Annotated in this window: 12 protein-coding genes; 6 read left to right on the top strand and 6 right to left on the bottom strand. The window is 43.1% G+C overall.

Annotated features, from left to right (window positions below; all coding sequences use genetic code 11):
• Both HMPREF0666_RS16395 and HMPREF0666_RS03495 read right to left on the bottom strand, forming a co-directional pair.
• Positions 1-175 (bottom strand): helix-turn-helix domain-containing protein (locus HMPREF0666_RS16395; RefSeq protein WP_009010937.1); only part of this gene is annotated, 175 nt, incomplete at its 3' end.
• Positions 176-695: 520 nt separating this feature from the next.
• Positions 696-2,723: an alpha-amylase family glycosyl hydrolase gene (locus HMPREF0666_RS03495; protein WP_009010938.1), complete on the bottom strand. Its 2,028-nt coding sequence runs from the start codon at positions 2,721-2,723 to the stop codon at positions 696-698.
• A 492-nt stretch (positions 2,724-3,215) separates the two neighbouring features.
• Here HMPREF0666_RS03495 and HMPREF0666_RS03500 point away from each other — a divergent pair, with 492 nt between their 5' ends.
• Genes HMPREF0666_RS03500 through HMPREF0666_RS03510 form a run of 3 tightly spaced genes read left to right on the top strand, consistent with a single transcriptional unit; the run spans position 3,216 to position 6,950 of the window.
• Positions 3,216-3,710, top strand: a complete 495-nt coding sequence (locus tag HMPREF0666_RS03500) for a sigma-70 family RNA polymerase sigma factor (RefSeq protein WP_009010940.1) — start codon at positions 3,216-3,218, stop codon at positions 3,708-3,710.
• Positions 3,707-4,399, top strand: coding sequence for a DUF4974 domain-containing protein (locus HMPREF0666_RS03505; RefSeq protein WP_009010941.1), 693 nt, complete (start codon positions 3,707-3,709; stop codon positions 4,397-4,399). The genes HMPREF0666_RS03500 and HMPREF0666_RS03505 overlap by 4 nt, the downstream gene beginning before the upstream one ends.
• Positions 4,400-4,403: 4 nt before the next feature.
• Complete coding sequence (locus tag HMPREF0666_RS03510) at positions 4,404-6,950, top strand: outer membrane beta-barrel family protein (RefSeq protein WP_009010942.1); 2,547 nt, start codon at positions 4,404-4,406, stop codon at positions 6,948-6,950.
• A 504-nt stretch (positions 6,951-7,454) separates the two neighbouring features.
• Here HMPREF0666_RS03510 and HMPREF0666_RS03515 read toward each other — a convergent pair.
• From HMPREF0666_RS03515 to HMPREF0666_RS03530, 4 genes are all read right to left on the bottom strand, one after another.
• Complete coding sequence (locus tag HMPREF0666_RS03515; protein WP_009010943.1) at positions 7,455-8,462, bottom strand: DUF5115 domain-containing protein; 1,008 nt, start codon at positions 8,460-8,462, stop codon at positions 7,455-7,457.
• A gap of 82 nt (positions 8,463-8,544) precedes the next feature.
• A complete protein-coding gene (locus HMPREF0666_RS03520; RefSeq protein ID WP_009010944.1) occupies positions 8,545-9,726 on the bottom strand; it encodes a SusF/SusE family outer membrane protein in 1,182 nt (393 codons plus the stop codon).
• Positions 9,727-9,831: 105 nt separating this feature from the next.
• Complete coding sequence (locus HMPREF0666_RS03525) at positions 9,832-11,463, bottom strand: RagB/SusD family nutrient uptake outer membrane protein (RefSeq protein WP_009010945.1); 1,632 nt, start codon at positions 11,461-11,463, stop codon at positions 9,832-9,834.
• Positions 11,464-11,485: 22 nt separating this feature from the next.
• Positions 11,486-14,551 carry a TonB-dependent receptor gene (locus HMPREF0666_RS03530; RefSeq protein WP_009010946.1) on the bottom strand — a complete coding sequence of 1,022 codons (3,066 nt, stop codon included), beginning with the start codon at positions 14,549-14,551 and terminating at the stop codon, positions 11,486-11,488.
• A gap of 284 nt (positions 14,552-14,835) precedes the next feature.
• Between HMPREF0666_RS03530 and HMPREF0666_RS03535 the strand changes: the two genes are divergently transcribed.
• The 3 genes from HMPREF0666_RS03535 to HMPREF0666_RS03545 all read left to right on the top strand — a co-directional run bounded on the left by HMPREF0666_RS03535 (position 14,836) and on the right by HMPREF0666_RS03545 (position 20,855).
• Complete coding sequence (locus HMPREF0666_RS03535; protein WP_009010947.1) at positions 14,836-15,861, top strand: LacI family DNA-binding transcriptional regulator; 1,026 nt, start codon at positions 14,836-14,838, stop codon at positions 15,859-15,861.
• Between the two features lie 172 nt (positions 15,862-16,033).
• A complete protein-coding gene (locus HMPREF0666_RS03540; RefSeq protein WP_009010948.1) occupies positions 16,034-17,359 on the top strand; it encodes an MFS transporter in 1,326 nt (441 codons plus the stop codon).
• A gap of 802 nt (positions 17,360-18,161) precedes the next feature.
• Positions 18,162-20,855: a 4-alpha-glucanotransferase gene (locus tag HMPREF0666_RS03545; RefSeq protein WP_009010949.1), complete on the top strand. Its 2,694-nt coding sequence runs from the start codon at positions 18,162-18,164 to the stop codon at positions 20,853-20,855.
• Positions 20,856-20,926 lie beyond the last annotated feature (71 nt).

Consider the following 20,926-nt stretch of genomic DNA (forward strand, 5'->3'; position numbering starts at 1 on the left):
TTGCTTGGGCAGTTTCCCAATTATAGTGTCTTCTGACTCCACTATTACGTCTTATCTCACGAGACACTGTACTTGCACTTACATTTATCGCCTTGGCAATATCTTTTTGTTTCGTTCTATTTTGGAGTAGCACAGAAATTGTGTACCTTTGCTCCGAGGTTAATTGTTTGTACATTGCAATGCAAAATTAATTAATCTTTGGGAGACAGAGGTCTCCCTTTCTTATTTTTATGCATTGCTTGTTGATTTTCTTCTCATGGGGGCTTCTCGCCCCCAAACCCCTCGGTGTTTTCAGGTATAGATTATTAAGCTACACCAGCACTTGGGATTGCAGTTCTATGTTGAACTTGCGTACCTTGTATTTACCCAATATCTTACCTTATTAGCAATCAAAAACTTTATCTACTCCCCCCCTATTCCACCATCTTTTACCATCGTATTGATGCCTAACACCAATGGTGTTAACGCCTAACACCAATGGTGCGAACCATGAGCACGCGATGTGCGGAGGGCTAAACACCAAAGAAGTCATCATATAAAGAAGTGTCCTATGACGTTAGAAAAAACATATAAAACAAAAAGTAAGTCTACTTAATGTGATAAGAAGACTTACTTTCTCAAGGTTTATACACCGCTAAATATAGGATATTACATAGAAAAATGTATGCTTTTCTCTTTTTATATGATAGCTTTACTTACTTTACAACTATCTTCTTGCCAGCATGGATATAAACGCCACGCTGTGAAGGCTTACCTGTGAGTCGCTGACCAGAGAGTGTGTAATAATACTTATCGCCCCTGCTCTGTTTAGTATCAACCTCAACTCCCTCAATACCAAGAACTTCGCTCGTCACGTTATTGACTACATACTTACCATTCTCCTTTGTTGATGAGATAACAAGGTAAGACGTTTTCTTCACGCGCTCGATGTCTAAACTTTGATTACCACTGGCATTTGAAGCCGTACCAATACTAAACACAAAGTTCACATAGTCATCTGCTTTTGTGAGCGTATAATCCTTATAGAACCAAGTCTTACCATTCAGGATTGTCTTTGAAGTAACCTTATCACCCGGCCATGACGTTGCTGTGTGCGTACCACCCCATGAATGATAATTCACGTATGCCTTCCAATTCACCTGATCAGCATTCACATAGACACGAATCGTCTCTGGTGTGAAGGGGACTGGAGCCGTAACCTGATAGCTGCGAGTGATAACCTTGCCCACTACACCACCTGCCAACAATGCCACCTTCAAGGTTGTTTCACCCTCAGGGAGAGTTATCTCCGTTCCAGAAGCCACCTGCGCACTCCTTGCCGTTGGTTCTTTACCATCCGTTGTATAAACAAGTTTAGCTCCCGCATTGGCAGACACCGCAGTTAGTTTAACCTTTAAGTTCTCTACTTCATACTGACCACTCGCCTTATCAACCCAAGGCATCTCTGCATCATTAGCCAAATAATAAGCATAGTGATAACCACTCAACAACTTAGTATAACGTGAAGTAGGAACTATTAGTTGGTTAGCATTGTTACCCACAACGACCAAGAGTTTTCCATTCGTACCTGTCACAACATTGGCATAATAATCTTTTGAAGAGCGATAGACCTGATAACTACTCGTATTCGTTACCCCAGCTAACTTACGAGCATCGATCATTGACTTTATTTCCTTTGGATAAGCAAGATAATGAGTATAGAAAACACAAGGTGTTCCAGGCATTGCCAAGAGATAAGCATTGGCTGCTAACGTATCTTTACGGATAGGATCTGGGCTGTAACCGCTCGTCGTACCCCTGTCTTGAACATCATGATTTTCAACAAAGGTAACAGCATATTGCTTATAAGAACCATTATCAATATTAAGCCCCGTAGGTCTTGTATCACTAAGAACACGCCAATCATTCTGATTGATAGCATCACGAACAGCATAGCGGAAAGCAAAGTCGAAGGCTGCACTACGTTTTCCTGTGGCATCAATCCATGCCTTTACCGTATTCGCATTGCCGTCCCAATACTCACCTACAGAGTACTTTACGTTTGCTGCTGTATTATAATCACCAACATGAGAAGCACCAAATCCCTTCACCATATCATATCGGAAACCAGCATATCCGAGGTCGTTAAGCAAATAGTTTTCGTATGCCTTAACAATCTTCTGTACGTTACCACTCCTGTGATCAAGGTCGCGCATACCGCCCCAACCTTCTCCTTCGTCATTGTTCTGACTAAGTTGAGTGCCCGTTTTTCTCGCTTCTGTAGCAGCCGCTCCACCGTCATCATCAGCACAAACATCCGTAGAAAGGTTTTGATAAGTTACTCCCTTATAAACTTCTGCAGGGAAACCAAACCATCCATTATTCGTTCCATGGTGATTGATAACCACATCGGCAATCGTACCAATCTGCTTGTTCTTAAAGGTAGTAATCATACTCCTCAACTCCGCCTCCGTACCGAACGATGAGTTCTGATTGAAGTAATAGAGTGGATCATAACCCATCGACTTCGTTGCAGCAGCCTTACCACTCTGCGGAACCCATACAAGGTCGAAGTAACCCGATAGGTCGTCGGCTTTCTTTTCAAGCACTGTCCACTGCGAATCGTCGAACGAATCCCAATAAAAACCTTGTAACATCACACCGCCATAACTGCTTGGCCAACCTTGTGCCATCGCACAGATGCAACATAAAGAGGCACATAAACTTGTCAAAATACGTTTCATATAGATTTCGATTTTAGTTATCTCTTATTGATAAATACAAAGTTAGTGATTTTCAATACATAATATTGCCACCCACCACACGTCTTTCATTATTTTTCATGCAATCGTTTGCACTTTAAACATAGGTTTATTAAGTAAAGAACTAACATCAGGTTCTCACCCTCATCATCAACCATTTCTGCATAAAACATGCTTAACTTTGATTAAAAAAATAACATTCCAATTCATTACAAAAGGCTTGTAACACCCTTACCGAAGGCTTATAATATAGATAACAACTGCTATGCCTTAAACGAACAATGTATACTAATAACGAAAAAGACTACCATTGAAGAGAGAAGATAAGTCATAATGATATACAAACAGCGTACTTTAACGTTTTTCTTGATAGTAAACAGCTTATTAAAGTATAATCGTTACCTTTGTAATCTAATACAATAAAAATCATTGTTAAGCTTTACATTTCCACCTTCTGAGCTGTAAGAATAGTGTATGATACATGAAAATACTGACATAGAAAGGCTTTTCAAGCGTTATTACCAACCGATGTATCGGGTGGCAAAAGGGATTCTCTACGATCAAGATGAATGTAAAGACGTGGTGAGTGGCGTGTTTGCCAAGGTCTTTGAAGAGGGTATAATACTGCTTCCAGAGACGGAGGAAGGCTATTTGATAAGGGCTGTTCGCAATCGTTGCCTGAATATTATTGCACATAAAGACATACGAGAAAGGACCTCAAAACTACTTTTGAATGATGCAGAGACTATTCTCTCCGAACATGACGAAACCCTACTTGACCGCCTAATGCTACTCATTGAACATTTAGAGCCACCTATTCGTCGTCAGATTCTGCGCCTACGTCATGTGCAAGGACTACCCTTTCAGCGTATTGCCGATGACTTAGGAGTGAGCAGAGTAACTGTGTATCACCATCTTTCAGAGGCTATTAACATCATTAAAAGGCAACTTAACCAAGCAAGACAATGAACAACAAGCAATCAGAAGAGAAACAAAGGATATTCCTCAACATGCTGGATCATCCTGAGAAATACACCACGAAAGAGATAGAAGCACTGCTTGCGGATGAGGAGATAAGCTCGTTTGCATCCAATCTGGCTATGACTAAACGTGCTATGAAACGTCATGAGGAGGAGGACATAGACGTTAATGCCGAGTGGGAACGCTTTTCGATAGAACATTCTATACCACAAAGACGTAACTGGAAGCGGGTTGCGGCATCTACTATCGGTATCATCTTCATATCAGGATTAGCGTTTGCTGCTACAGTTCAGTTGGGTATTCTGCCTTTCTTTGGTAGTAAAGAGGAGGTTGAAACACACCCAAAAACTCCTCATATAACGGCTACAGACTCTATAAAGAAGGCGCAGGCAGAACGCAAAGCAGTTTCAGACAGCCTTAACCGAGTACTCCTTCACAAGACAGATAGTATTCCTCCGCAACCAGTTGTGTTTGAGGATACATCCTTGAAGACTATCGTTGATGCTATGGCAGCATATTATCATGTCGACGTGAAAGTGCTAAATCCAGTATCAACACACATCCGTCTCTACTTCAAATGGGATAGACAGTGTAGCCTTCAACAGAATATAGAACTGCTGAATGCCTTTGACCGCGTAAAAGTTAGCTATTCTGATAACACATTAACAATAGAGTAAAGCTATGGAAAAGTTTCTTATTATTCTGCTACTCCTCATCGGCTCGCATGGAGTATCAGCCCAACGTATCAGTCGACAATATAATAATGTATCCATGGCACAGGCGTTGAAGGAGTTAAACCAACTGCAAAACCGATACACCGTGAACTTCATTTACAACGACTTAGAGGATTTCCGCATCACCACTAACATCAAGAACAAGAGTGTTCCAGATGCTATTGAACAACTCATAGGCTTCTATCCCATCCGAATGACACGTCGCGGAGACGTTATCATGGTGGAATGCACACACAAGACAAGGCGACATCTGACAGGAAAGGTCATTGATGAGACTGGACATCCAGTGCCTTACGCTAATGTTCTACTATTGTCTGTTGTCGACTCCACTACTATATCAGGTGGAGTTAGTAATGAGAGTGGTATCTTCGTAGTACCATTCGAGCCATCAAAGGTCATCGCCCGCATTAGTTACGTGGGTTATAAACCTGTTTATCGTACCTTTTCTACAGAGCAAGCAGGTATCATTCAGCTTCAACCCGATGCCCTAAAGCTGAAGGAAGTGACCATTAAAACGTCCCATCCACTATACAAACAGACCAGTGGAGGGATGAGTATCAACGTCGAAAATTCCCTTTTATCGAAATTAGGAACAGCTATGGATGTCTTAGGACAGCTCCCTCGTGTCACAACCAATGGTGATAATGTGCAGGTGTTTGCCAAGGGTACACCGCTTATATACGTCAATAATCGCAGAATAAGCGACATGAAAGAACTCACGGAACTAAAGTCTGACAACATAAAGAGCGTAGAAGTCATTACAAGTCCCGGCGCGCAATACGATGCACAAGTACAGTCTGTCATCCGAATCAAAACTATTCGTAGGCAAGCTGACGGTCTTAGCTTTCGCAATGATACTCGGATAGAATACAATGGAAAGTGGACAGGTTCGGAGGCAACCAAGTTTACCTATCGAACTAAGCACTGGGAGCTTTTCAATAACCTCACTTGGATGAACTATAAAGACCAAGAGAAGAATTATCTCTGCTCTCAAATACATACCAGTAGAGAGGATATTGAGGCGCAACAACATATCAGATACAAGGCTAACCATAATATCTTTTCCGAAAATATTGGTGCTTCTTACTTGATAAATGATAGCAATACCATCGGTGGAACTTATCGTTATTACACCGACTATCACATGGATGGGTCTATAGATAACAACCAAAACATCTATAAGAATGGTACTTTAAAAGGAACAATAGCACAGAAAGGAGACGTGGAAGTGCGTGTTCCTGCTCGACATCAAGCAGACTTGTATTATGTGGGACGGCTTGAAAAACTTAGCATAGACTTCAATGCTTCTTACATGAGTATAGGCACAAAAGAAAGACATGCCCAATCGGAACACTCCAACGAGTTCCCTAACCGTGAAGTACACTCCACGGGTAATCAACACAGCAACCTCTGGGCAGGGAAACTGGTTCTTAGTCACCCGTTATGGGGCGGAAATATATACTGGGGAACGGAACTTTCCAGCACAAACTCACGTGGAGATTTCAATAACAAAGAGCAGATTGTAGCGGCATCAGAGACCAATATCAAGGAGAGGTATCATGCGCTATTCACTGAATATACCCATTCTTTCGGCAATTTCACACTTAACACAGGACTAAGATATGAGCATGTAACCTCCAACTATTACTCTTTTGGAGTGAAACAAGACGATGCCAGTAAACATTACAGCAATCTCTTCCCTTCCTTTTCCCTATCATGGAATCACGAGAAGTGGAGCTTTCAACTCAATTATAACAGTAAAATCCATCGTCCAAGCTACCGTACTCTGCGCAACTTCATACAGTATAACAATCGTTATGCCTATGAAGGGGGTAATCCGGAACTGCATCCTGAACAGATACACAACGTAGAAATAAACGGGATATATCGTTGGTTGAGTCTCTCGATAGGCTATAAGTACTACAAAGACGTGATGTTCTGGACTCATAAACTATACAATAATCAGGCTATCTCATTCTCTTCAACCTACAACTACGACCATTCTGAGAACCTTTATGCAAGTATCTCAGCTTCTCCTAAGTTCGGGTTATATCATCCAACAGCACAGTTTCATTACATGCAGCAGTGTTTCCACGCACCATCAGACGATGGAACATTAGTGAAGAACAGCCCTTGTTTCATCTTCTCATTAAACAACACGTTTGCTTTCAGTAAGTCTTTCATAGCAAGCATATACTTCAGAGCACGCACGAAGCTGTACGATGGATTCCAAACCATCAATGGATTCGCAAAGACCAATATATTTCTTCGCAAGTCATTCTGCAACGAAAAACTCATATTCACAATCTCGGCTGACGATATCTTCAAGTCCGAACGTGAGCGATGGACGCTTCATGGCTATGGAACAACATTAGACAAAGATTGCTACAACTACTCCCGCGCTGTCTCACTGACCGTCACTTACAACTTTAATGCTAAGCGAAGTAAATACAAAGGTACGGGTGCTGGCAATGCAGAGAAGTCCAGACTGTAACCAAGCAGAACTCATATAACGACATTACCAGCGCATGGTAATGAGAGTTTCAAGACTTGAGACTGTGTGTTTCAGAGCCTGAAACTCTGTGTCTCAAAGCCTGAAACTGTGGGTCTCATGGCTTGAGACAATGCGTTTCATATATTGAAACCCTGCGTTCCATGTATTGAAACCCTGCGTTCCATGTACTGAAACCCTGCGTTCCATGTATTGAAACCCTGCGTTCCATGTACTGAAACCCTGCGTTCCATGTATTGAAACCCTGCGTTCCATGTACTGAAACCCTGCGTTCCATGTATTGAAACCCTGCGTTCCATGTACTGAAACCCTGCGTTCCATGTACTGAAACCCTGCGTTTCATGTACTGAGACGATGAGTTTCATAGACTGAAACAGGAATGAAACATATCTGATACGAGGGCAGATATACACAAGGAGCATGAAAAAAGTGCGTTGGTTAACAACGAACCAACGCACCTTAAATATATAATTAGAAATTCAGAGTCTATGGAACAAGCTCCATTGTGCAGTGTGACTTGCTGTCACAAGAGAGATACAACTTGATGTTGTACTTGCCAGCTGTTACGTTGATATTACCGCCCTTAAAGGTGATATTATCCAAAGAACCACCCCAGTCTAACACCCAATCACTATTCGCACGGAACTTCAACTCACCTGTTGTCAGGGTTACGTTATCAAGTTCCCAGCACTTTTGAGCCGCATTGTAAGTCATTGCTGCATCAGAACTCCAACCATTAGGAGTGGCAGAACCAATGAGACCAACACTATTGATTGCGGTGTAAGTAATGGTTTGTGAGGTCAGATCAAGGTCTACCTTATAGAAACCAGCAGGCTCAGTCATTACGATGTTAGCACCCTTTTCTACAAGATCCTGACCATAGTCAGTACCATTCCAATCCTGTTGGGTAGCAAACTTAAAGCCGTTCTGATTGAGATACATAAAGCCAGTGTACTTGCCATCGGCAGCTGGACTATAGAGCGGATTGCTGAATGACCAACCATTAGCGTCGCCCGACATATAGAGATACTGGGTGAAGGCAGGAGCAACACAAGTGACCTTTGCCTTTACATTCTGCGACAGACTATAGCCCTCGCCACGCTGTAATTTAATCTTATTGGTCACCGCCATGGCAACTTCATGCTGGTCGCCATTCTTACCATACAGGTTCTCTATGGCAGAAACCAGTTCTGTACTCTTCACCTTTCCCGCTTCGCTAACATTCAAGGTTGCCGTCTTATTGTTGTTAGAAAGTACGGCAGTCAAGGTCTGTTCAGCAATAGCATCAGTTGAAACAACTGATGGAGTAAAGAGCAGAACAGAGTCGGCAGTCACCGTATTGAAGTCGATTGCGGGTGCTTCAGCTACAGTGAACTTCACAGAGTTAGCTGTCTCCTCAGCATTAGACTGTGGCTTAGCCCACTCTTCATATTCATTGCTACCACAAGAAGCAAGGAGCAGTGCAGTACTTGCTAAGACTAATATCTTCTTCATATCAATTCTTGTTATTAAGAAGAAGGTGTGCCCTAAGGTTATGCCCATAGGCACACACCCTCTAAAAGGTATCTTTTATTTATTATTGTTTTACGAAAGAATACTGACCAGTGATATCGTTGAAGTAAACTGTGTACGTTCCCTTCAAGTTACGAACGTTCTTGCCACCCTTAGTTGCAACACCGTATGGGAAGTTTTCAGCACCCCAATTTACGTCCCATGTGCCATTGGCAGCAAACTTACAGCCTTCGCCATCAGCACCAGTAGACTTCTCTGTGAATGTCACTGTAGCCTTCCAATCGTGGTTCTCAACAACAGAAGTCTCTGCTGTCATTGGTGTACCACCTGCAACAGTCCAGCCATCGTGCTTGCCTGGCAATGCCATTGAAGTATAGACAGTAGGTGCAGCACCAGTGTAAGGTACAATCTTTAACTTAGGATTCTTTGTATCGAATGTAATCGTATAGTAGCCTGCTGTTGGCACTTTAATATCTGATGAGCCGCCATCGTTATATTTGAAATCACCAAAGCTTGCGCCCTGACCAACCTGACCATCATCCCAACTTGCAGGGTTCTTCTTCAACTTGAAGCCTGCTGTTGACAGATAACCAGTCCAAGAGATAACGCCCTTACCCGTCTTCTTGTCATACTCCTGACCTTCCTGTGGGAGCAATGGTACAACCTGACTATTGCCCCATGACCCATCACCGAAGCTACCACCAACGAGATACCAGGTCTCAACAGGAGCATCAGATAGCTCAACATAATAAGGAGCAACGTTCACTTTAACGGCATTTGAATAGATGGTATCGCCATTAACGAGTGAGTAAACACGTGCATAGAGGTCTTGACTTGCTGGCACATGACCTTCCTCATAACGCTCCATCTTCTCTATTGCGGTCGCAAGTTCGGCTGCGCTAACCGACGTACTACATGTTCCTGTTGGTGTTCCTACTGGTGCGTAGTCGCCACGTTCAGCATCCATATCAACCACCTTGTCGACTGATTTAGTCCACTTATTGGTAGTTGAGAATTGCATACCATACTCGGCAGCTATTGGAGCACCGTATTCTGGCTGTGACCAAGTGAAGTTCAACTTATCAGCAACCTTTAGGTCAACAGTCTGTGCAGCATAGGTAGGAGTATTCAGCTTAAATGTCTTTGGTGTTTGAAGGGTTGGATTATGATCCAAGTCCTTGTCACAAGCAGAGAACAACGCTACACCTGCACACAATAACAATGATGACTTTATTATTGATTTCATATTAATTATCATTTAATCATTTATGTTCTATTCGATTGTTCAATCTTCTTTCTATCCAATACTTAGCTTCTGGTGTATGCCATCAGCTAAGTATTGGCATATACCTTAATTATATCCTTGGTTCTGAACAAGATTTTCGTTGGCAGTCAAGTCAGATGAAGGAATAGGGAAGAGATTGAGGTGAGTATCAAAGTTACGGCCGTTCTTTACGCCACCCTTCCAACTCCAGTTATAGTTAACATTACCTCCAAAGTAACCGAAACGTATGAGTGTTGTGCGACGGAGACCCTCGAAGTAGAACTCACGGCTCCATTCGTCACAGATCTGACGCAGAGAATAAGCGGTATGAGTGGTAGCGTGCGCACGACGACGTACGTCGTTGATATACTGTGCACCATCAGTTGTTGTCGTTCCACCATTCATACGAGCATCAGCCTCTGCATATATCAGATAAGCTTCAGCAGCACGCATGAGGAAGAAATCGGTATCTGGGAAACTTGAGTTATGGCCAGCAGAACCGTCCGTCTTAAAGTTAGTGAACTTACAAACGGCAAATCCGTTGGTAAACACTTTCACATCAGTTTCATTATTACCATTATCTACGTTTCTTCCATCACCATCGAAGAGCGCACGATCATCATCGGCAGCAGCTGGCATAGCGTATGCACCAATATTAGGAGCGTCATTGTTAGGGAAGAACTTCTGTACTAAGTCTGGGCGCATGCGGTTACCACCCCATCCAGCTGCAGTGTTGTTACCCTTTGTAGTAGCATCCTTTATATGCTCGCTGTTGTCATTTGAGCCAGCCATGAGGTAAAGAGTTGTACCGTATGAGGTAGTTGTCTTACCATCTTGGAGGATTGGGAAGATAGCCTCAACAGATGCTCCACTCTCGCCATTATCGCCCATGAAAAGCTGTTGATAAGCACTCCACTGTCCCTTCTTAGTTGTGTAGAGCTTATAAGGAGAGTCGATGACCTTCTTTGCATATAGCTTAGCATTAGCCCAGTCAGCTGTACCTGTATAAACCTCAGCATTCAGATAAAGACGAGCTAAGAGCATCCATGCAGCAGCCTTATCAACACTACCATAGCCAGCAGTTGCTGATGTCTTTGGTTGTGGTTCGCCTAACTTAGGCTCAACATTGGTCTTTAGTTCATCAACAAGCCACTTGTAAAGATCAGCACGTTCAATACGAGCAGGATTACTAGACGATATTGCAGTCGTAAATGGTACGTTACCGAACTCATCCAAGAGGTAATAATAATTCAAAGCACGGAGGAATCGAGCCTCAGCAGACATCTTTTCGTTATAGTCACCATAGTCAGCAAGATACTGATTACAGTAAGTAATACCTGCGTAAAGACGGCTATAAAAACCCTTCAACATAGGATGTGAGGCATCGTAAGTATTGAAGTTAAAGTTAAGAATACCTTCATCACCACCCCAAGCACAGATGGCTTCGTCGGTTGTAAGCTCTTGTGTATTGAACAACTGACGGATATAACCACTCGTACCACCATCTATACCATCGACATCACTATCACCATTAGCTCCTCCATTACCTGCCATTGCGATGGTGGCATAGCACTTGTTTAAGGCGCTTTCAGCCTTTGTATTAACCTTTGTCTTTAGGTTTGGATCAATTGGATTAACATCCAAATCACCAACACAAGAGGTTAGTCCTACAGACAGCATAAAGGCTGCTGCAGAGAATATATATTTAATGTTATTCATTGTAACTACTCTTTAATATGGATTAGAAATTCAAGTTCAGACCCAAGATGAATGATATTGGACGTGGATAGAGGTTATTGTCAATACCATTGAATACCTCTGGATCAAGTCCCTTATACTTAGTAAGACAGAACACATTGTTCACTGTACCATAAACGCGACCAGAGATACCATTCCATGTACCCTGCTTCATGAGGTTACTAAAGCTATAACCAAGTGTAACATTATCCATCTTTAAGAATGAAGCATTCCGTACCCAGTAATCAGTCTGTATAGACTTTGTCTCTGTTGTCTGCCAGTTGTCTGCCAAGACGTCCGTTGGACGGTTAACAAGATACTTACTCTTTGAGAACAACTCAGAGTTTGACATATTGGCAACACTTGCGAAAGCATCATTGTAAACATAGTTACCAAGACTTGCACGGAGGGCAAAACCGAGGTCCCAGTTACGATACTCAAAGCGAGAAGCAAAGCCCATGGTTACTGGAGCAGCAGGTGCCTTGTAATAATACTTATCTGCATCTGTAATCTTACCATCACCGTTGCGGTCAACAACCACACCTTCTATTGGCTTACCACTCTTATCATATACCTGCTGGAAGACGTGGAATGAGTTGACAGCATTACCTACATGCTGTGCCTGAATATTACCACCTGTACCAGCAGAGATACCACCTGTTGGAACAAAATAGTCTGCATCATTACCACCATTAAGGTTAGTAATCTTATTATAATTATAGGTGAAGTTGTAATCCATTGTCCAATTGAAATCCTTAGCGTTCACTGCTAACCAATGGATACTTGCTTCAACACCCGTGTTATACATCGAACCGATGTTACTCATTACCTGGTTACGGAAGTTTGAACCAGCTGACACTGTTGCACTATTAAGTAGATCGCTTGTCTTACGATAGTACCAATCAACGCTACCAGTAAGGCGCTGCTTAAGAATACCCCAATCCAATCCTACATTATAAGAGGTAGTTGTCTCCCACTTCAGACTTGGGTCGTATGCCTTTGGACGTGCTAACGTACCATCGCCATAGACTGGATAGTAAGACTCGATACCTGTATTCATCTCATATACAGCGAAGTAGTTGTAATCGCCAATACCTTCTTGCTGACCAGTCATACCCCAGCTAAGACGTAACTTGAGGTCAGACAACCAATCAATCTGCTTCAATAGGTTCTCTTCGTTCATACGCCAAGCGAAAGCAAATGATGGGAACAATGCCCAATGATCCTTGAAACGTGAAGAACCATCCTCACGTACGGTTGCTGTTACCATATAACGACCATCCATCAAAGACCAGTTTGCACGACCAAAGAAGGATACGAGGTAGTTCTCTGTCGCATAGTCATACTTGGTGCGGTTGCGTTCTGTACCAGCAAGTGTCGCATCGTTGTTTGTCTTTGGGTAGTAGCTCCAATAAGAGTTATGCGTGTTATGCCAGAAATGAGCCCATTCGTAACCTGCCATAATATCGAAGTGGTTCTTCGCTTTATCATTGAAGTCATGGTAGTATTGAGCGTATGCAGAAAGTTGCATATTGCGCTTCAACTGTGTCTCCCATCCGTATGAACCATAATAGGTTGCCTGTGGAGAAGCTGGGTCTACATCTGTATCTTGACGTCCCTTAGCGATATCTATACCAGCAGTAACATGTAAACGGAGGTCTTCAAAGCCGTGTACTTTATAGTCAACATCGGCACTTCCCAAGAAATCACGGCTGATAGCACGGTCGTTCTTTAGGTTAAGAATAGACACAGGGTTCTTTGTTGCCAACGAATAATAGGTCTGTGGCCATGTAGGGTCATTGAGTGCTGTACCAATATCTAACCATTGGTAATAACCTCCGAAATTATCAAATCCATTAGCACGAACAGGCTGTGTTGGGTCGAACTGGCGTGCAGCCTTAATTGCCTCACCATCAGCATAGCGGTTCTTAGTCCACATTCCCTTTGCATTCAACGTCACCTTCAAGTGGTCGTTCAAAAGTGAAGGGTTCAATGTCAGGGCTCCAGTAAAACGTTCAAAGTTAGAAGTTTTGATGATACCCTGCTGGTTTGTGTATCCAGCACTTACACGATAAGGCAACCAATTAGCTGCCTGACCAGAGATAGCTACGTTATGGTCATGTCCAATAGCTGTACGGAAGATTTCATTCTGCCAGTTAGTATTAGCCTTGCCAAGGCGTGCATAAGCTGTTGGAACTTGATTACCATTAGAATCGAGGGTGTAGAGATCAGTACCGAACTTATTTGCTATGAGACTACGATACTCATCAGCAGACAATACATCAAGGTTCTTTGAATTTGTACTAACCGTGAAGCTACCATTATAAGACACCTGCAAACCACGACGTCCTTTCTTGGTTGTAATGATGATAACACCATTTGAACCACGAGAACCATAGATTGCTGTTGCTGAAGCATCCTTCAAAACGTTGAAAGACTCAATATCCTGTGGGTTTACGAGTGACAGAGGATTGCTAACACCCTTAATACCTGTCTGGTCCATAGCCACACCATCAATCACAATCAATGGATTGTTAGATGCGTTAAGAGACGAACCTCCACGAATGCGGATATTAGAACCGCCACCAGGAGTACCACCATCGCTTGTCACACTCACACCGGCAACTTTACCAGCGAGCATATCCTGCGCATTAACGACAAGACCCTTATTCTTGCTGTCTGGCTTTAACGCTGTTACAGAACCCGTAAGGTCACTCTTCTTAACAGCACCATAACCAATAACAACAACCTCATTCATCTGCTGTGCTTGGTCTTCCTGAAGTGTAATTACCATACCATTGGCTGCAGCCACCTGCTGCTTCTGGAACCCAATGTAGGAGATTGTCAAAGTTGCACCCGGCTGTACATTGACAGAGAAGTTACCATCAAGGTCGGTCACAGTACCATTACTTGTCCCATTGATAAGGACAGAAGCACCAATGATTGGCTCACCAGTAGCATCCTTCACCTGTCCCTTTATCGTAGACTGCGCAAAGGCACTAACTGAAAGGAATAGACTCAATAATAGTGTCACCATCCTAACAGGAAATTTGCATTTTACCTGCTTCATCTTTGTTATTGTTAAAGTAATTTATAAATTGATTAAAGTAATATATTCGTTTAGCTCTATCAAAGTTAGGTTAATAGCCGTTTTATGGGCTTACTCTGCTGCAAAGTTAGTTGAGATTAAGCTACTTTATACTATTTTTGCGTTGAATTTGCAAAATAGTAAGCGCAAACGATTGCACAAACAAATATAAAATAAATAAATTGATATAGGTCAACAGATTTGTAAAAAATGTGTATATTTGCGATATAAAACAATGTGATAGACTAAAAACAAGGCTAAATCGCATGAGTGACTCAACCAACATAACAATGAAAGATATAGCACGCGACCTCGGAGTCTCCGTTGCTACAGTCTCTCGTGCGCTCAAAGACAGCCCTCGAATATCTGCTGAAAAGAGAGAGGAAATAAAGAAGTATGCACAAGAACATAACTTCTATCCTAACATCCTTGCAGAGAGTCTGCGCAAGAGTAAGGTACAGCCGATGAAAATTATCGGTGTTATCGTCCCTCAACTCGCCCATTTCTATTTCTCATCTATCCTCTCTGGCATAGAAGAAGAGGCTTCCTCACGTGGCTATCGACTTATGGTTGCACAGAGCAAAGAGAACTATGAGAACGAAGTTAAGATTTGTCGGGCTTTCTCAGAGAGTAAGGTATGTGGCATCATCGTCTCTCAAGCGAAGAATACTACTAAGTATGACCATTTCCAAACACTCTTAGAGAAAGGTGTACCACTGGTCTTCTACGATCGTATCAGTACGGGCGTCAATGCCAGCCGAGTGGTTGTTGACGATTATATGGGTGCCTTCACGGCTGTCACACACCTTATTAATATAGGCTGCAAGCGTATTGCTTATTATGGTACTTCGTTAACAATGGAAATAGCAAAGAACCGCTATAACGGATACTGCGATGCCCTACTAAAGAATGGGATGCATCCTGATGAGCAACTGATAAGGAACTGCGACAATAGAGCAGATGCCGAGCTTATTACTCCAGACGTTATGCAACTTCCTCAACCACCAGATGCGTTCTTTGCAGTCAACGACGACACAGCTATCGGTATTCTCTATTCCTGTAAACGATTAGGGTTTCGTGTGCCTGAAGACGTCTCTATCTGTGGTTTTACTAATGGTCAACGTGCCATTGCCTGCGATCCTATGCTGACAACTGTCGAACAACGGGGAGTACGCGTGGGTGAAGAAGCTGCAAGTATTCTCATCGATCAAGTGGAGGGAAGACTTCCTAAGAATCGTGTGGAGAGACGAGTGGTGAGGACAAGACTCATCCTTAGAGGGACAACAAGGTGAGGGAATCTCTCCCAACCCCTCCGAAGGAGGGGAGTGCTGAGGACTTTATTGGGCATATTAGCCCTATAGGCCTTATAAGCCTAATAGTCCTCTCTTCAAAAGAAAACAAACAACACAAGCTTCGTACACCCTCTTCAGAGGGAGTCAAAGAGGCACAAAAACTAACATAACAATGAAACAAAAACCTAACTTAAGCTTCTGGCAACTTTGGAATCTCAGCTTTGGATTCTTTGGAGTGCAAATTGCCTACGCACTACAGAGCGCCAACATCTCTCGTATCTTTGCAACTTTAGGTGCTGACCCTCATAATCTTAGCTACTTCTGGATACTCCCGCCTCTAATGGGTATCGTCGTGCAACCGATTGTTGGAACACTCTCTGATATGACGTGGACACGCTTCGGACGCCGCATCCCTTTCCTCTTCGTAGGTGCAGCCGTTGCTGTTCTTGTGATGTGCCTTTTGCCGAATGCGGGTTCTTTAGGTATGGCTGTCTCTACGGCTATGATATTTGGTCTCGTCTCATTGATGTTCCTTGACACAAGTATCAACATGGCTATGCAGCCATTTAAGATGTTAGTAGGCGACATGGTCAACGAGAAACAAAAAACGCTCGCCTACTCTATTCAGAGCTTCCTCTGCAACGCTGGCTCTATAGCAGGCTATGTTTTCCCATTCTTCTTCACTTTCTTAGGTATCTCCAACCAGGCTCCATCGGGTGTAGTACCTGACTCTGTGGTCTATTCTTTCTATATCGGTGCAGCCATCCTCATCCTCTGTGTTATCTATACCACAGCCAAGGTAAAGGAGATGCCACCAAAGGTTTATGCCGAATACCATACCGTTGAGAAGAAAGAAGAGACTTCAAAGTCTAATGTCTTCACCTTATTAAAGTTTGCACCATCGACCTTCTGGAAGGTAGGTTTGGTACAGTTCTTCAGCTGGTTTGCCTTTATGTATATGTGGACATACACGAATGGAACCGTAGCAGCCAACTGTTGGGGTGTTGATATGCTTGCACATGATGCGACAATGACAAAGGGTTATCAGGAAGCAGGCAACTGGGTAGGTATTCTCTTTGCCATTCAGGCTATAGGATCAGTAGTCTGGGCAATGGTTCTTCCACAGTTCAAGAATACCAAACTCGCATACTCCTTCTCGCTTATCTTAGGTGCTGCAGGTTTTGTTCTCGCAGCTTTCGTACATGATCAGTACATGATGTTCATTCCATTCCTCCTCATCGGATGTGCATGGGCAGCTATCTTGGCAATGCCATTCACCTTCGTCACCAATGCACTTGAGGGTTATGGGCACATGGGAGCTTACCTCGGACTGTTCAACGGAACTATCTGTATACCACAGATTATCGCCGCTGCTATTGGCGGAGTGATACTTCAGATGGTTGGTTCCGTACAAAGTAATATGATGATTGTAGCAGGTGTTTCCCTCTTCCTCGGTGCACTCTCCGTTGGAATTATCAAGGTGAAGCGGCCTGCATAACAAGGGTAACAATAACTTTTTTATAATCTCTCTGAATTTTAAGGTGTGCTGAAATGCGTTTCAGCACACCTTTCCTTTTGCTTGCCATCGGTTTTCTTTCACCTTATCGGCCCTAAACTGAAATCTAAAGTAGTGTCTAAGCGTTGCCTACATTTAGTTTTCTATCATCTTACCGACGCTAAACAGAAACTTAGGATAGCGTGTAAGACTTGTTTACAGTTAGTTTTCTATCGCCTTATCAATCAACGAGAAAAACATACCCATTAGTATTCTTCATCCCAATCCACCTCTCTTCTTCGAATTATTTTCATGAAAAAAAATATTTTTCTTCATGAAAAAAAATATTTCTTTTCACGTAAATAAATATTTCTCTTCATGAAAAGAAATCATAAAAGACAATGGGTTCGGTAGGAAATAGACGTTATAACTGTCGTAAATCATCATGTATAACCATCAAATAAACATCTTCCTATACGTTCACCAACCATCGTTTACAAGTATTATAGTCCTTATAACAAAGTTTATTCCTCGTTATTCAACCAAGATGCCACAATCCAACTCGAGTTATGTTTGGGCTAAACAACAACGATAAAGACTACCGACACACAAGGGAAAGTTTGTTAGAAAACCGTGAAAACCAAGCTTTATCCATCCTCATAGAGCGACAGTTCATTAGCCATGAATTATCACCAATCTGTCACTATGCAAACGATTGCATATAAATTGATATAAATCATGTGTGTAGGTGTTGCTTTTTCTAATTAATATTATTATCTTTGAAGCAAAATAACTACCCAACTCTATGAACATACAGTTTCACATAGACTACCAGACCTATTACGGTCAAGACCTTGTCTTAAACATCATTACAGGTCATCATAACGGGGCTGTTGAGGCCTCACAGTACAGAATGCGCACGTCAGACGGCTACCACTGGGAGGTAGAAGTGAAGAAGGACGCTAAGCCTGGAACGCATATCGAGTATTACTACAGCATTCTCTGTGGTGATAACGAGCTGCGGAAAGAATGGGGCGTACTCCATCATAAATTAGACTTCGACACAGAACGCAGTCTGACCTATCGTGTTTACGACCATTGGAGTGACATTCCTGACAACGCTTACCTCTACACCTCTGCCATCACCGATTGTGTTGTTGGTAAGAAGGTGGCTAAGTGTAAGCTTAATAACTATAACAAGGCTGTCACACTGAAGGTACGTGCACCACAGTTAGGAGCTACCGACGATCTCTATCTCGTAGGTGCTGAGCCTGCATTAGGTGCTTGGAATGTGAAGAAAGCACTGAAGATGGTACAGCATAACATCAACGAATGGAGTTATACCTTAGATGCTTCGAAACTCGTTGGAGACCAGATTGAGATAAAGTTCCTCATTAAGAACAATGGTAATAATGAGAATATTGTATGGGAATACAGCGACAATCGCACCTTGACATTGCCTACAATGGAGGAAGGCGACGTTCTTGTATATGAGTTGGCAGAAGCAGCTTTCCCACTCCCAGCCGTTCGCGTTGCAGGAACATTGGTCCCTCTCTTCTCTCTCCGTTCGCAGACAAGCTTCGGTATTGGAGACTTTGGCGACTTAAAGAAGATGATTGACTGGGTGAGTATGACCCATCAGCGGGCTTTGCAAATTCTTCCTATCAACGATACAACTATCACACACACTTGGACAGACTCCTATCCTTATAGCTGTATCTCTATCTTTGCCCTCCATCCTCAGTATGCTGACCTTACCGCACTACCTGAGTTGAAGGATAAGGAGCAGCGTGAGAAGTTTGAGAAACTGCGTAAGGAGCTTAACGCTCTACCACAGATTGACTACGAGCGAGTGAACGATGCGAAGACAGAATACCTCCGTCTGCTCTTTGAACAGGAAGGAGAAAAGGTGCTCGAAAGTAGTGCTTTCAAGACTTTCTTTGCTGAGACAGAGAGCTGGCTCGTACCTTACGCACAGTATTCATACATGAGAGACAAGTTTGGCACAGCCGATTTCTCTCACTGGCCAGACCATAAACAATGGGACGAGGCCGACCGTAAGGCGCTGTCTAACCCTAAGGACAAAGCATATAAAGAGGTGGCTTTCTTCTATTACGTACAGTTCGTGCTGAGTAGTCAGCTTAAAGCAGTACACGAATACGCACAGGCTCACAAGATTATCCTTAAGGGTGACATCCCTATTGGCGTCAATCGCTATGGCTGTGACGTATGGACAGAACCACGCTACTTCAACCTTAACGGTCAAGCTGGTGCTCCACCTGATGATTTCTCAGTAAATGGCCAGAACTGGGGGTTCCCTACTTACAACTGGGATGAGATGATTAAAGACGGTTGTCAATGGTGGGTAAGACGCTTCCAGAATATGGCGAAATACTTTGATGCTTACCGCATCGACCACGTCCTCGGCTTCTTCCGCATTTGGGAGATACCTATCCATTCGGTACATGGCCTACTTGGTCAGTTCTCTCCAGCACTCGGTATGAGCCGTGAAGAGGTGGAAGGCTACGGTCTACACTGGCAGGAGGAACTGTTCACAGAACCATTTATAACAGACTGGGTGCTCGACCGTGTTTTCCGTGAGCATGCAGAGGAGGTGAAACAAAAGTATGTTGAACACGTATGGGGCGACAGATACAAGATGCGTCCAGCCTTTGATACGCAGCGAAAGGTGGAGAAAGCATTTGCTGGTAAGACCTCTGATGTAGATATCTGGTTGCGTGATGGACTCTACGCTTTGATTAGTGACGTTCTCTTCGTTCGTGATCACAAGGATCCAAACCGCTTCCATCCACGCATCAGCGTACAGTTCGATTTCATTTACGAAACACTCTACGATAGTGATAAGGCTATCTTTAATAAGCTCTACAACGACTACTACTATCGTCGTAACAACCAGTTCTGGTATCAAGAGGCAATGAAGAAACTACCTAAGTTGGTCAATGCAACTCGTATGCTTGTCTGTGCAGAAGACTTAGGAATGGTTCCTGATTGCGTGGCATGGGTGATGAACGAGCTTCGTATCCTCAGTCTTGAGATTCAAAGTATGCCTAAGAACCCGAAGGTGCGCTTTGGCTATCTCAGTGAGAACCCTTACCGCAGCGTTAGCACCATCTCTACTCACGACATGGCTACCCTACGTCAGTGGTGGGATGAAGACTGGGAACGTACGCAAAACTACTTCAACAGCATGCTACATCGTGGTGGTCCTGCTCCTCACCCATTACCAGGTTGGTTGGCAAGAGATATCGTTAGCCGTCACCTGACATCCCCAAGTCTACTCTGCATCCTCGGTATTCAAGACTGGATGAGCATTGATGAGGAATTGCGTCTGGCTGACCCTAATGCCGAGCGCATCAATGTCCCGTCTAATCCAAAGCATTACTGGCGTTATCGTATGCACGTTAGTATTGAAGACTTGATGAAGAACAAGACATTCAATGAGCAGATAACAGACCTAATCTATCAGGCTGCTCGCTAAAAAGAATAGGTGATGATAGTCGTTATAAGTCCTTATAACGATCCATCATCACCCATCATTAAACACCCAAC

Origin of the sequence: Prevotella sp. C561, assembly GCF_000224595.1 — a bacterium.
Taxonomy (GTDB): Bacteria; Bacteroidota; Bacteroidia; order Bacteroidales; family Bacteroidaceae; genus Prevotella; species Prevotella jejuni.